The organism is Nocardia asteroides, assembly GCF_900637185.1.
In the GTDB taxonomy this organism is placed as follows: Bacteria; Actinomycetota; Actinomycetes; order Mycobacteriales; family Mycobacteriaceae; genus Nocardia; species Nocardia asteroides.
Window position 1 is genome coordinate 6,884,102 of the sequence record NZ_LR134352.1, and the last position, 15,881, is coordinate 6,899,982.

The 15,881-nt window shown below is 71.0% G+C and carries 2 protein-coding genes (1 of these 2 cut by a window edge); both read right to left on the reverse strand.

Annotation, left to right across the window (positions count from 1 at the left end; genetic code table 11):
• A protein-coding gene (locus EL493_RS31760; RefSeq protein ID WP_022566223.1) for a non-ribosomal peptide synthase/polyketide synthase crosses the window boundary here: on the reverse strand, positions 1-14,661 show its 5' portion. 29,130 nt of this gene lie to the left of the window's left edge; 14,661 of the gene's 43,791 nt are visible here — the first part of the coding sequence; the start codon lies at positions 14,659-14,661; its stop codon lies off the left edge, out of view.
• 387 nt (positions 14,662-15,048) lie between these two features.
• A complete protein-coding gene (gene cobM / locus EL493_RS31765; protein ID WP_019049313.1) occupies positions 15,049-15,825 on the reverse strand; it encodes a precorrin-4 C(11)-methyltransferase in 777 nt (258 codons plus the stop codon).
• Between the last annotated feature and the right edge of the window lie 56 nt (positions 15,826-15,881).

A 15,881-nucleotide genomic window follows, 5' to 3' on the forward strand; every position in this document is an offset into this window, starting at 1 on the left:
CAGGTCGTCGGCGTCCTCGACATTGCCGGTCTCCACGGCGAATCCGTCGAGCACCACCGAGGGCAGCTCGGCGGGCACGGTCACCTGGACGGTCGAGTCCAGGACCACGCTGGTGGGCCGGGAGTCCTCGAGCACGTAGGCGATGCGCTCGGCCGGGTAGGTCGGGTCGACGGGCACGTAACCGGCACCGGTCTTCACCACGGCCAGCAGCGCGACGACCAGGTCGAGCGAGCGCGGCAGGATCACCGCGACCAGCGACTCGGGGCCGGCGCCGTCGTCGATCAGCCTGCGCGCCAGCACATTCGCGCGCCGGTCGAGTTCGGCGTAGGTCAGCGACTCGACACCGAACTTGGCCGCGATGCGGTCCGGGTAGGCCGCCGCGGCGGCGTCGAACAGGTCGACCAGGGTGGTGTGCTTGTTGCCGAACAGGCCACGGCGGTGACCCGCCGGGGTGCTCGCATCGTGGATCACCGGCAGGGCGATGGCGTCGGCGCCGGAGGACACCCAGCGCTGCGCGACGTCGCGCTGTTCGGCCTCGCCGAGCAGGTCGATGTCGCCGACGATCACGTCCGGGTTCTCGGCGACGCTGCGCAGGATGCGCACCAGGCGGTCGCCGAAGGCGGCGACGGTCTCGGCATCGAACAGATCGGTGGCGTAGTTCCAGGACATGGCCAGCGAGCCGTCGGCGGCCTCGCCCACGGTCAGCTGCACATCGAACTTCGCTGTGCCCGGGTCGAAGTCGACGACGTCGAGGTCAAGGCCGGGCAGTGCCACGGTGCCGGTGTCGGCGGCGGTGGCCGCCTCGAAGGTGAGCGCCACCTGGAACAGCGGGTGGTGCGCCTGCGAGCGGGTGGGGCTGAGCACGTCGACGAGGCGCTCGAACGGCACGTCGGCGTTGGCGAAGGCCGCCAGGTCCACCTTGCGGACCTGGTCGAGCAGGTCGCCGAAGCGGGCGCCGAGGTCGACCTCGCTGCGCAGCACCAGGGTGTTGACGAACATGCCGACGAGGTCGTCGAGGGTGCGCTCGCCGCGGCCCGCGATCGGGGTGCCGATGGCGATGTCGGTGCTGTTGGACAGGCGCGCGGCCCAGGTGGCCAGCGCCGCGTGCATCACCATGAACAGGGTGACGCCGTGCGCGCGGGCGATGTCGGTGAGCGACTGGTGCAGTCGCGCGTCGACCGAGAAGCGGTACAGGTCACCGGCATTGGTGGCAATCTCGGGACGCGGCCGGTCGGCGGGCAGCTCGATCTGGTCGGGCAGGTCGCGCAGCTGCTCGGTCCAGTAGGCGATCTGGCTCGCGGCGACGGACTCGGGATCGGACTCCTCGCCGAGCACCTCGCGCTGCCACAGCGTGTAGTCGGCGTACTGCACCTCGAGCGGGGCCCACGCGGGGACCTCGCCGCGCACGCGCTCGGTGTAGGCCACCACCACGTCGCGCAGCAGCGGACGCAGCGAGAAGCCGTCACCGCTGATGTGGTGCATGACCAGGACGGCGACATGGTTGCGCTCGTCGACGCGGAGCAGGCTCGCGCGGAACGGCACCTCGCGGGTGACGTCGAAGTGCACGCCTGCCAGTTCCACTACGCGGGCGACGACCTCGTTGGCGGTCACCGGTTGGGCGGGCAGCGCGAAGCGGACCTCGTCGGCGGGCAGGACCTGCTGGTACCCGGCGCCCTCGACCTCGGGGTAGAAGGTGCGCAGCGACTCGTGCCGCGCGGTGACGTCGGCGATGGCCGCTTCCAGCGCGGCGACATCGAGGTCACCGGTGAGGCGGATGGCCACCGGGATGTTGTTGACCGCGGTGCGGTTGTCGAAGCGGTTGAGGAACCACATGCGCTGCTGGGCCTGCGAGAGCGGGACCAGCTCGGGACGCGGCTGCGGCACCAGCGGGATGCGCCCGCCGCGGCCGGTGGCGGTCTCCACCCGGGCGGCCAGCGAGGCCACGGTGGACGCCTCGAACAGCGCGCGCAGCGGCACCTGGGTGTCGAGCGCCTCGGACAGGCGCGCGGCGACCCGGGTGGCCACCAGCGAGTTGCCGCCGAGTTCGAAGAAGTCGTCGTCGAGGCCGACCTGACCGGCGCCGAGGACCTCGGCGAAGGTGGCCGCCACGATCTGCTGCACCGGGGTGACCGGCGCCTGGAAGGTGCGCGCGGCGAACACCGGCGCGGGCAGGGCCTTGCGGTCCAGCTTGCCGGAGGCGTTGAGCGGGAAGGCGTTGAGCACCACGTAGGCGGCCGGGACCATGTACACCGGCAGCTCGGCGCCGAGGGCGTCCTTGACCGCGTCGGTGTCGACGATCGAGCCCTGCTGCGGGATGACGTAGGCCACCAGCTGATCGCCGGTGCGCTCGTCGGCGCGGACCACGACCACCGACTGGGCGATCTGCGGCAGCGCGGTGAGCGCCGACTCGATCTCGCCCAGCTCGATGCGCAGACCACGCAGCTTCACCTGGAAGTCGGTGCGGCCCAGGTACTCCAGCTCGCCGTCCGGGGTCCAGGTGACGAGGTCACCGGTGCGGTACATGCGCTCGCCGGGGGCGAACGGGTCGGCGACGAAGCGGTCCATGGTGAGGTCGGGGCGACCCACATAGCCGTGCGCCAGCTGCACGCCCGCGAGATAGAGCTCACCCGCGACACCCACCGGAACGGGTCGCAGCCGCGAATCCAGCACGTAGAGACGGGTGTTGAACACCGGGGCGCCGATCGGCACGGTGTCGGTGTCGGCGTCGGTGACCTCGTGATAGGTCACGTCGACCGCGGCCTCGGTGGGGCCGTACAGGTTGTGCAGCGCGGCACCGGTCAGCTCGCGCAGGCGCTGCGCGGTCGGCGCGGGCAGCGCCTCACCGGAGGCGAACACATTGCGCAGCGAGACACAGTCCGCGGCAAGCGGTTCGGTGACGAACACGGCCATCATCGACGGCACGAAGTGCACCGTGGTGACCTGCTCGGCGGCGATCAGGCGGGCCAGGTAGGCCGGGTCGCGATGCCCGTCCGGCTTGGCCACCACCAGGCGCGCGCCGACCTGCAGGGGCCAGAAGAACTCCCACACCGACACGTCGAAGGTGGCGGGCGTCTTCTGCAGCACCACGTCGTCGGCGGCCAGGCCGTAGGCGGCGTGCATCCACACCAGGCGGTTGACGATCGCGGCGTGGCTGACCGCCACACCCTTCGGGCGACCGGTCGAACCGGAGGTGAAGATGACGTAGGCGGTGTTGTCCGAGCGCAGCGGGCGATGCCGGTCGGCGTCGGTCACCGGCTCGGCCGACTGGCCGGACAGATCGAGCTGATCGATGCGCACTTCGCGCCCGGCCACGCCGGGCAGGCTCTCCCCGGAGGTCAGCACGCACACCGGCTGCGCGGTCTCGAGGATGTGCTCGATGCGCTCGGCCGGGTGATCGGGGTCGAGCGGCACGTACGCGCCACCGGCGGCGGACACGGCGTACATGCCGACCAGCAGGTCGATCGAGCGCCGCATCCCCAGGGCCACATACGATTCCGGGCCGACGCCGGCGTCCTTGAGCCAGCGCGCCAGCTGCCGCACCCGCACCGCGAACTCGGCGTAGGACAGACTCGTCCCCTCGAACGTGAGCGCGGTCGCGTCGGGCGTGCGCGCGACCTGCGCCTCGAACAAGGCGTTGAGAGTGGCCGGGTCGTCGTCGCTGGGGGTGCTCAGCGCGGCGTCGACGGCGAATTCGGTGTCGTTCCAGCGGTCGAGCACCAGGGTGCGCTCGGCGGCGTCGAGCAGGTCGAGGTCACCCACGGCCACCGACGGATCGGCGACCACGCCTTCGAGCACCCGCAGCAGGCGGGCGCCGAAGGTGGCGGCGAAGCCGGCGTCGAAAAGGTCGGTGGCGTAGACGAGTTCGGCCTCCATATGGCTGTCGTCGTCGGCGGGCACCTCGCTGAGCGCCAGCTGCAGATCGAACTTGGCCACGTGCTGGTCGATGGCCAGCTCGGAGACCGTGAGGCCGGGCAGTTCCAGGGTGGTGCGGCCCAGGTTCTGGAACGACAGCATCACCTGGAACAGCGGGTGCCGTGCCTGCGAGCGGGCCGGGTTGAGCACCTCGACGAGGCGTTCGAACGGCACGTCGGCGTGCGCGAACGCGGCCAGGTCGTGTTCGCGGACCCGGCCGAGCAGCTCGGTGAAGGTGGCCGCGGGGTCGACCTGGGCGCGCAGCACCAGGGTGTTGACGAACATGCCGACCAGGTCGTCGAGCGCCTGCTCACCACGACCGGCCACCGGGATGCCGACGGCGATGTCCTCGGTGCCCGACAGGCGCGACAGCAGCACCGCGAAGGCGCTGTGCACCACCATGAACAGCGTGGTGCCGTGCTCGTGGGCGACCCGGTTCAGCGCGTCGACGAGCTCGCCCGGCACCTCGAAGCGGTGCGTGCCCGCCTGGTAGGTGGCCTGCGCGGGCCGCGACTTGTGGCCGAGGCGCAGCTCGTCGGGCAGATCGGCCAGCGCGCCGCGCCAGTAGTCGAGCTGCTCGGAGATCAGCGAGGTGGGATCGGTCTCCTCGCCGAGGGTCTCGCGCTGCCACAGCGCGTAGTCCACGTACTGCACGGCCAGCGGCGGCCAGCCCGGCTCGGCGTTGGCGGTGCGCGCCACGTAGGCGGTCATCAGGTCGCGCACCAGCGGGCGCAGCGAGAAACCGTCGGCGGCGATGTGGTGGACCACCATCACCAGCACGTGCTCGCGCTCGCCCAGCTCGTAGACCCGCAGGCGGACCGGGGCGTGGGCGGTGACGTCGAACCCGCGGCGGGCGAACTCGTAGAGCGAGATCGCCATGTCGGTCTCGTCGGCCTCGACCAGTTCCACCTCGGGGATGGCGACGGCGGCGGCGAGCACCTTCTGGAAGGCGGTGCCGTCGTGTGAGGGGTAGACGGTGCGCAGCGACTCGTGCCTGGCGATCACGTCGGCGACCGCGCCGCGCAGCGCGGGCAGGTCGAGCAGGCCCTGCAGGCGGACCGCGACCGGGATGTTGTAGGTGCCCGCGTCGCCGGTGTCGCCGAGGTCGAAGCGGTTGAGGAACCACATCCGCTGCTGTGCCAGCGACAGCGGCGGGTGCTCGGGGCGCGGCCGCGCGGTGAGCTCGGCGCGCATCCCCGCGCCGGCGTGCGATTCCACCCGGGCGGCGAGCGCGCCGACGGTCGGCGCCTCGAACAGGGTGCGCACGCCGACCTCGGCGTTCAGCGCCTTGCTCAGCCGGGCCGCCACCTGGGTGGCGACCAGCGAGTTGCCGCCCAGGGCGAAGAAGTCGTCGTCCACGCCGACCCGCTCGGCGCCGAGCAGATCCGCGAAGATCTCCGCGACGATCTCCTCGATCGGGGTCGAGGGCGCGCGGAACACCTTGGCCTCGAACACCGGCGCGGGCAGCCCCTTGCGGTCGAGCTTGCCGGAGGCGTTGAGCGGGAACTCGTCGAGCACCATCAGGGCCGCGGGCACCATGTACGCGGGCAGTTCGTCGGCGATACCCGCCTTCACGGCGGCGACGTCGATGCTCGAATCCGCTTCCGGCACCACGTAACCCACGAGCTGGTCACCGGCGTGCGCGTCGGCGCGCACCACGACGACCGACTGCGCCACACCCGGCTGTGCGAGCAGGGTGGCCTCGATCTCGCCGAGCTCGATGCGCAGACCGCGCAGCTTCACCTGGAAGTCGGTGCGGCCCAGGTAGTTCAGTTCACCGTCACGGGTCCAGGTGACGAGGTCACCGGTGCGGTACATGCGCGAACCGGCCGCGCCGTAGGGGTTGGCGACGAAGCGGTCGGCGGTGAGGTCGGCCCGGTTGAGGTAGCCGACGGCGAGCTGATCGCCCGCCAGATACAGCTCACCCGCGACACCGGGGGCCACCGGGTGCAAGCGCGCGTCCAGCACGAACACCCGGGTGTTCCACACGGGACGGCCGATCGGCACCGACTCCACGTCGGTGTCGACGACCTCGTGATAGGTGACGTCGACCGCGGCCTCGGTGGGACCGTACAGGTTGTGCAGGCGGGCGCCGGTGAGCTCGCGCAGGCGCTGCGCGGTGGGCGCGGGCAGCGCCTCACCCGAGGCGAACACCTGACGCATCCGCACGGCGGTGCCGTTGCCGTTGTTGCCCAGGGTGGACACGAACACCGACAGCATCGACGGCACGAAGTGCGCGGTGGTGATGCCGCGCTCGGCGATGATCTGAGCCAGGTACACCGGGTCGCGGTGGCCGTCGGGCTTGGCCACGACCAGGCGCGCGCCGGTCTGCAAGGGCCAGAAGAACTCCCACACCGACACGTCGAAGGTGGCCGGGGTCTTCTGCAGCACCGCGTCGGCAGCATCGATCGGGTACTCGTGCTGCATCCACAGCAGGCGGTTGACGATCGCGGCGTGGTCGACCGCGACGCCCTTGGGGCGGCCGGTCGAACCCGACGTGAAGATCACGTAGGCGGTGTTGGTGGCACGCAGCGGCTGGGTGCGCTCGGCGTCGCGGATCGGCGAACCGCTGAAATCGGCGGGCGACTCGATGTTCTCGACGGCGTGCACGGTGACGCCCTCGGCCTCGAACGCGTCGCGGCGGCTGGTGAGCACCAGGCGCGGCTGCGCGGTCTCGAGGATGTGGCCGATGCGGTCGGCGGGCTGATCCGGGTCCAGCGGCACGTAGGCGGCGCCGGTCTGCAGCACCGCGTACATGGCCACGACCAGCTCGGTGGAACGCCGGATGGCCAGGGCCACATGCGAACCGGGGCCGACACCGTCGGCGATCAGGCGGCGCGCGATGCGGTTGGCCCGCTCCTGCAGCTCCAGGTAGGTCAGCTGTTCCTGTTCGAAGACCAGCGCGACCGCGTCGGGCGTGCGCTCGACCTGCGCGTCGAACAGCGAGATCAGGGTGGCGGGCGGCACCGCGCGGGCGGTGTCGTTCCAGTCGACGAGGACCTGCGCGTGCTCCTCCGGCGCGAGCAGATCGATGTCGCCCACGGCGACCTCGGGATCGGCCACGATCGCGGCGAAGATGTTGTCGAGCCTGCGCGCGAACGCGGCGACCGTGGACTCTTCGAAAAGGTCCAGCGCATAGGAGAATTCGGCGGCCATGCCACCGGCTTCGCCGTCGGTGTCCTGGATCTCGGTCAGCGAGAGCTGCAGGTCGAACTTGGCCAGCTGCGAGTCGTAGTCGATGCCGCTGACCGACAGGCCGGGCAGCTGCAGCGAGGCCTGCTTGTTGTTCTGGAACGACAGCATCACCTGGAACAGCGGGTGCCGGGCCTGCGAACGCGGCGGGTTGAGCACCTCGACGAGACGCTCGAACGGCACGTCGGCGTGCGCGAACGCCTGCAGGTCGGTCTCGCGGGCCTGGTCGAGCAGGGTCGCGAACGGGGTCGCGCCCTCGACCTGGCTGCGCAGTACCAGGGTGTTGACGAACATGCCGACCAGGTCGTCGAGGGCCTGGTCACCACGGCCGGCCACCGGGGTGCCGATGGCGATGTCGCTGGTGCCGCTGGCGCGGGCCAGCAGCACGGCCAGCGCGCTGTGCATGACCATGAACAGCGAGGCGTTGTAGCGGCGGCCCAGCTCCACCAGGGCGCGCTGGGTGTCGCCGGAGATGACGAAGCTGTAGGTGCCGCCGCGGTAGGTGGCCACCGGCGGGCGCGGGTGGTCGGCGGGCAGCACCAGTTCGTCGGGCAGATCCGCGAGTTCGCGGGTCCAGTAGTCGATCTCGGAGGAGATCAGCGACTGCGGGTCGTCCTCGGAGCCGAGCACCTCGCGCTGCCACAGCGCGTAATCGGCGTACTGGACCGGCAATTCGGCCCAGGTCGGCGCCTCCCACGAGGTACGCGCGGCGTAGGCGACGATGACATCGCGCGACAGCGGCGCCATCGACCAGCCGTCGGCGGAGATGTGGTGCACCACCATGCCGAGCACGTACTCGGTCTCGCTGATCTCGAAGAGCCGGGCGTGCAGCGGCACCTCGCTGGTGACGTCGAAGGCCATCGACGCCAGGTCGATCAGATGGTCGATGAGGTTGTCCTCGGTGACCCGGTACGGGGTCAGGTCGGGGACGATCTGCGCGGCGTCGAGCACCACCTGCACCGGGCCGTTGCCCGACTCGGGGAACACGGTGCGCAGCGACTCGTGCCGGTCGATCACGTCGATGACGGCGACCTGCAGCGCGGCCACGTCGAGGTCACCGGACAGGCGGATCGCGACCGGGATGTTGTTGACCGCCGAGGCGGTGTCGAAGCGGTTCAGGAACCACATGCGCTGCTGGGCCAGCGACAGCGGCACCAGCTCGGGCCGCTCGCGCGCGACCAGCGCCTTGCGGGCGCCGTCGCCCGCCTGCGACTCCACCCGCGCGGCCAGCGCCGCGACGGTGGGCGCCTCGAACAGCATGCGCACCGGGACGCGGGTGTCCAGGGCGATGCCGATGCGGGAGGCCACCTGGGTGGCGATCAGCGAGTTGCCGCCCAGCTCGAAGAAGTCGTCCTCGACACCGACCCGCGACAGCTCCAGCACGTCGGCGAAGACCTGCGCCACGATCTGCTCGATCGGGGTGGTCGGCGCGCGGAACTCGCGCACCTCGAACACCGGCGCGGGCAGCGCGCGGCGGTCGAGCTTGCCGTTGACCGTCAGCGGGATCGCGGCCAGCACCATGATCGAGGACGGCACCATGTACGCGGGGAGACGTTGCGCCACATGGTCGGTCAGCGCGGGCACATCGATGGAACTGCCCGGCACCGCGACCACGTAGGACACCAGCGAGGTGCTGCCGCCCTTGTTCTTGTGGCCGATGCTGACCGCGAAGTCGACGGTCTCGTGCGAGGCCAGCGCGGAGTCGATCTCGCCCAGCTCGATCCGGAAACCGCGGACCTTCACCTGGAAGTCGGAGCGGCCGACGTACTCGACATTGCGGTCGGCGGTCCAGCGCACCACGTCACCGGTGCGGTACATCCGCAGGCCGGGCGCGTACGGGTTGGCGACGAAACGGTCGGAGGTCAGCGCGGCGCGCGCGTGGTAGCCGCGCGCCATGCCGACGCCGCCGATGTAGAGCTCACCGGCCACGCCCACCGGCACGGGGCGCAGGCGGTCGTCCAGGATCAGGGTGTGGACACCGCGGATGGGTCCACCGATGACGACCCGCTCCCCCGGGATCAGGCCCTCGGACAGGTTCGAGGCGATGGTGGTCTCGGTGGGGCCGTAGACGTTGCCGAGCATGCGGCGCGAACCGTCGGGCAGCGGCACCGCCCACTTGGTGACCAGCTCCGGCGGCACCGCCTCGCCACCGGCGGCGAGCACCCGCAGGTGATCGAGGCCGCGGGCGTCGAAGGTGGCCAGCGCGGCCGGGGTGACGAAGGCGTGGGTGACCTCCTCGGTGATGAGGATGTCGCGCAGTTCCTCACCGCCGTACACGCCCGGCGGCACGACCACGAGGGTGCCGCCGCGACCCAGCGCCAGCAGCAGTTCCAGCACCGACGCGTCGAACGACGGCGAGGCGAAATGCAGTGCGCGGGTGTCGGAGTCGAGCGAGTACAGGTCGATCTGCTCGGCGCAGAAGTTGGCGACGCTGGCATGGGTCACCACGACGCCCTTGGGCACACCGGTGGAACCGGAGGTGTAGATCAGGTACGCGGGCTGAGCCGGATCGGTCGGGCGGACCAGCTCGCGCGGGGCCAGCGGCGCGTCGGAGATGTCGTCGAGCTCGACCTCGTCGATCTCGATCCAGCGCACCGATTCCGGCAGTTCGCCGGCCTCGGTGGTGACCGTGATACCCACGGACACACCGGCATCGGTGATCATGTGCGCGATGCGGTCGGCCGGGTAGTTCGGGTCGACCGGCACGAACGCGGCGCCGGTCTTGGCGACCGACCACACCGCGAGCACCGACTCCAGCGAGCGCGGCACCGCCACGGCGACGAAGTCCTCGGCGCCGAGCCCCTGCTGGATCAGCAAGCGCGCCACCTGGTTCGAGCGGCGATCCAGCTCGCCGTAGGACACAGCTGTCCCCTCGAACACCACGGCGGTCGCCTCGGTCTCGCGGGCGGCCTGCGCCATCAGCTGCGGCAGCGTGCGCGCGACCGCGGCCGGCGCGCCGTAGCGGGTGACCAGGTCGGTGCGCTCGGCGTCGTCGAGCACGTCGATGGCGCCGACGGTGATCGCCGGGTCGGCCAGGATCGCGTCGAGCACGCGCCGCCAGCGCAGCAGCAGCTCTTCCACGGTCGACTGGTCGAACAGGTCCACGGCGTAGGTGAGCACGCCGGTCATGCCGGACAGCGCGCCCGTGCCGGTGTGCTCCTCGGTGAGGGTCCACTGCAGGTCGAACTTGGCCATGTCGACCTCGACCTCGTCGGCGTTGACCGACAGGCCGGGCAGCTCCAGGGTGCCGTGCGACATCTCCTGGAACGACAGGACCACCTGGAACAGCGGGTGCCTGGCCTGCGAGCGCGACGGGTTGAGCACGTCGACGAGCCGCTCGAACGGCACGTCGGCATTGGCGAAGGCGCTCAGGTCGGTCTCGCGGGTCCGCGCGAGGAACTCGCTGAACGGCTGGGTCGGGTCGACGTCGGAGCGCAACACCAGGGTGTTGACGAACATGCCGATCAGGTCGTCGAGCGCCTGCTCACCACGGCCGGCGATGGGCGTGCCGACCGCAATGTCGGTGGTGCCGGACAGCCGCGCCAGCAGCACGGCCAGCGAGGCGTGCATGACCATGAACAGGGTGACCCCGTTGGCGCGGGCCAGCGCGGCCAGCTGCTCGTGGGTCCGCGCGTCGATGTCGAAACCGACCCGGGCGCCGCGGAAGCTCTGGCGCTGCGGGCGCGGCCGGTCGCTGGGCAGGTCGAGCTGATCGGGCAGGCCGTCCAGCGCGCGCTGCCAGTAGTCGAGCTGGCGGGCCGCCATCGAGGTGGGATCGCTCTCGGCGCCGAGCAGTTCGCGCTGCCACAGGGTGTAGTCGCGGTACTGCACCGGCAGCGGCGCCCAGCCGGGCGCCTCGCCCGCCGAGCGGGCCAGGTACGCGGTGGCCACGTCGCGGGCCAGCGGGCCGAACGAGAAGCCGTCGGCCGCGATGTGGTGCACCACGAAGGCGACCGCGAATTCCGGTGTGCCGTTGGTGGTTCCGCCGGTCACCTGGTAGATCCGCACGCGGATCGGCAGTTCCAGGGTGACGTCGAAACCGGTGGAGGCGAAGTTGATCAGCTCGTCGCGCAGCAGCGACTGGTCGATCGGGGTGACGGTGATGCCGAGATCGAACTCGTCGGCACCGAGCACCTGCTGGTAGCCGCCGTCGGCGTCGGGGAAGATGGTGCGCAGCGATTCCTGGCGCACCACAACGTCGTCGAGCGCGGCGATCAGCGCGTCGACGTCGACGCGGCCCTTCATCTGCACCACGAACGGCAGGTTGTACGTCGGTGCGGCGGGGTCGAACTGGTTGATGAACCACATCCGCTGCTGCGCCAGCGACAGCGGCACCTGCGCCGGATGCTGCTGGGCCACCAGCGGCGGGCGCGCGGCGGAGACATCGGCGGGGGTGACGGATTCGGCCCGCGCGGCCAGCCCGGCCACGGTCGGGGTCTCGAACAGCGCGCGCACACCCAGCTGGATGCCGAACGCGGCGCCGATGCGGGCCACCACCTGGGTGGCGACCAGCGAGTTGCCGCCGAGTTCGAAGAAGTTGTCGTCGGCGCCGACCCGCTCCTGGCTGAGCACGTCGGCGAAGATGCCTGCCACGATCTGCTCGGCCGGGGTGCGCGGGGCGCGGAAATCGCCTGCGGCGGCGGTGAACACGGGCTCGGGCAGCGCCTTGCGGTCCAGCTTGCCGGAGGTGTTGAGCGGGAACGCCTCGAGCACCATGATCGAGGCGGGCACCATGTAGCTGGGCAGCTTCTCGGCGACGAAGCGGGTGAGTGTCGCGGGGTCGGCGGACTGGCCCGGCGCGGGCACCACATAGGCCACCAGCTGCTGGCCGGTGGCGGTGTCCACCACGAGCACCGCGGCCTGGCTCACGGCCGGATGCGCGAGCAGGTCGGTCTCGATCTCGCCGAGCTCGATGCGCTGACCACGGAACTTCACCTGGAAGTCGGTGCGGCCGATGTACTCGAGCACGCCGTCGGCGTTCCAGCGCACCAGGTCACCGGTGCGGTACATGCGCTCGCCGGGCCCGCCGACCGGGTTGGCCACGAAGCGATCCGAGGTCAGATCGGGACGGCCACGGTAGCAGCGCGCCAGCTGACGGCCCGCCAGGTACAGCTCACCCGGGGCGCCGATCGCGGCCGGGCGCAGCCGCGAATCCAGCACGTACACTTCGACATTCCACTCGGGGATACCGATCGGCACCGTCACGGTGTCGGCCTCGGTGGCCTCCCAGTAGGTCACCGAGACCGCGGCCTCGGTGGGGCCGTACAGGTTGTGCAGGCCCGCGGTGGAGATCGCCCGCAGACCGGCGGCGGTCTCCGGCGGCAGCGCCTCACCGATCACGAAAACCGCACGCAGCGTTTCACATTGGGCCGCGGTGGCGTGCGAGACGAACACCGTGAGCATCGAGGGCACGAAGTCCGTCACGGTGACGCCGTGGCGTTCGATCATGTCCGCCACGTAGAGCGGGTCGCGGTGGCCGTCCGGCGAGGCGATGACCAGCTTGGCGCCGACCATCAGCGGCAGGAAGTAGCCCCACAGCGACACGTCGAAGGTGGTGGCGGTCTTCTGCAGGTAGACGTCGTCGGCGGTCAACCGGTACTCGTCGAGCATCCACAGCTCTTGGTTGACGATCGCGTGGTGGGTCACCGCCACGCCCTTGGGGCGGCCGGTGGAACCCGAGGTGTAGATGACGTAGGCCGTGTTGTCCGGGCGCAGCGGCGCCAGGCGGTCGGCGTCGGTGATCGGCGCGTCGGCGAAGGCGGCGGTGTCGAGGGTGTCGATCTCCACCCGGGCCACCGTCTCCGGTAGGTCCAGGTCGTCGCCGGTGGTGGTGAGCACGCAAACCGGTGCCGCGGACTCGAGGATGTAGGCGGTGCGGTCGGCCGGGTGGTCGGGGTCGATCGGCACGTACGCGCCACCGGCCCGCAGCACCGCGTGCATACCGATCACCAGGTCCAGCGATCGGCGCATGCCGAGCGCGACCAGCGACTCCGGGCCCACCCCGTCGGCGATCAGGAACCGGGCCAGCCGGTTGACCCGCGCGCCGAACTCGGCGTAGGTGAGGGTCCGGCCCTCGAAGTCGAGCGCGATGTTGTCCGGGGTGAGCGGGATCTGCGCGTCCAGCAGGGCGGGCAGGGTGGTCGCGGGGACCTCGTGCGCCGAGTCGTTCCACTCGGTCAGCGAGCGCTCCAGCTCGGCGGCGCCGGTGACCGGCAGGCGCCACACCGGCAGCGCGGCGTCGGCGGCCAGGAAGCGGTCGAAGAACTCCAGGAACCGGGCGTGGTGGGTGGCCGCCTCCGACGCCGTGTACAGGTTCGGGTTGGTCTCGAAGTCGATGTGCGAGCGGGTGCCGCCGTGCGATTGATAGAAGTTGACGCCCAGGTCCTCGATGGAACCGGTGGACAGCACGTTGAGGGTGCCGTCCATGTCGCCGAAACGCAGCCCGTTGTCGAACAGCATGATGTTGACCCACGGACCGAAGAACTCCGTGGCGACCATGCCGTCGCCCGCCGAATCACGGCGGATGTCCTCGTGGCGGTAGCGCTGGTGGCGCAGCGCCCCGGAGACCTCGGTGGTGACCGCGCGCAGCAGCTCGGCCACGGTGGTGTCGTGGCCGACGCGCAGGCGCAGCGGCACGATGTTGGAGGTGACGCCGCCGGAGCGGCGCATCACGGCGGTGGTGCGGCCGGTCACCGGAAGGCTGAGGATGACGTCCTCGGTGCCGGTGATCTGCGCCAGGTACGCCGCGAAGCCGGCGATCAGCAGCGGCGCCGAGGTGGTGTCGTGGCGGGCGATGGCGGCGTCGAGCAGCTCGTCCTGGGCGGGGCTCAGGGCGGCGCTGGTGACGTCGTTGACCGGCGAGGGCGGGGCCGAGCGGCCGGTGAGGCTGCTGCCCTCCTCCAGGCCCGCCACCCGCTGAGCCCAGTGCTGCTTGTCGGACTCGAAGCGGGAGCTGTCGCGGTAGGCGATCTCCGACTCGTAGAGCGCGCGCAGATCGGTGGCCTTGTTGTCCGGCGCGTCCACGCCGGTGACGGCCGCGGTGTAGAGCTGTGCCGTGCGGTTGACGAAGTTGTTGGCGCCGAAACCGTCGAGCACGATGTGGTGGACGCGGGCGTACCAGTACCAGCGCTCGTCCTCGAGCTGCAGCGCGGCGGCCTGGACCAGGCGGTCGGCGACGATGTCGAGCGGGCGGGAGTACTCCGCGCGCATCCACGCCGCGGCCGCGGCCTCGGGATCGGCCTCGCCGCGCAGGTCGACATAGATCAGGGTGTCGTCCTGGGTGAGGTCGACGGTCTGCATCGGTTCGCCGTCGATCTCGACGATGCGCAGGAAGCCCGACTGCTGCTCCGCGGCGGCCGCGGAGCTGACGCGCTCGAGCGTGGGCACGTCGAGGCGGCCACGCAGGTCGACGAACTGGGCGATGTTGATCGGCACCTGTGGGTCGACGTGCTGCGCGTACCAGATACCCAGCTGTGCGGGCGAGAGCGGGAAGTACTCCGCAGAGACTCCACGTCCGTCACCAGTTTCGCCGTTTCCGCCGAAATCCAGCCGGTCCAACCCAAACCTCGCTTCCGGAACACCTGGGTAGGCGCTCCCCGACGACACCGGAACGCAGGCGCCTCAGCCAGAACTAGCGTGGCGCCTGCGTCTCGGGTTCAGTTCTCGAAATCAATCAGGCAAAAAATGTCCATTGGCACTATCTGTCAGGCCGTCCGGTCGTGTTACATGGCCGAGACCATGCCCACGACCGCCGGACCGGCAGCGCCGGTGTGCTCGTCGCAAACCATCGCACCAATCTACCGGTGCGCTCGCCCGGCAACCAACCACCTCCATAGCCACCGAGCATCGGACCAGGTAAGGACCACGGAGCCGGTTAGCTGACGCTTGTCTGCGTTCTCACATCGTCGTGGGATGGCTTCGGCGGCGCAGGAACTGAGGCGTGGATCACACCGGGCGGTCTGCTCCCGGGGTAGCGCTCGCCCGGACCCGGGCCGGGTCGTAGAGGTGGGATTGCGCGCAGTCGAGCGAGGGGGTGAGGGCCCGGCCGACGAGGATCACAGCGGCCTGGCGCAGGCCGGCGGCCTCGACCTGGTCGGCAATGTCGGCGAGGGTGCCGCGCAGGACGAGTTGTTCGGGCTGGCTGGCGCGGTAGACCACGGCGACGGGACAGTCGGGGCCGTACTCGCCGGCCAGTTCCGCCGCCAGAATCCGGACGCGGGTGATCGCCAGGTGCAGGGCCAGGGTGGCCCCGGTGGCGGCGAAGTTGGCCAGCGCTTCACCCTCCGGCATCGCGGTGGAGCGGGCCTGGGTGCGGGTGAGGACCACCGACTGGACGACCTCGGGAACGGTCAGCTCGGTACCGAGGGCGGCGGCCGCGGCCGCGTAGGCGGGGACACCGGGGGTGATGTCCCACGGCACGCCGTGCGCGTCGAGGCGGCGGGTCTGCTCGGTGAGCGCCGAGTAGATCGACGGGTCGCCCGAGCAGAGGCGGGCCACGTCCTGCCCGGCCCGGTGCGCGCGGACCAGGTGCTCGGTGATCTGGTCCAGGTCGAGGCGCTGGGTGTCGATCAGTTCGGTGCCGGGCGCGCAGTGTGCCAGCACCTCGGGGTCGAGGTAGGTGCCCGCGTACAGGCACACCGGGCTCGCGCGCAGCAGGTTCACCGCGCGCACCGTGAGCAGGTCGGCCGCGCCGGGGCCCGCGCCGATGAAGTGCACCGTCATGCCAGCAGCGTAGAGCCCGCGTATCGCCCGTTCCCGAGCGCCGTCCGGATCGCCGC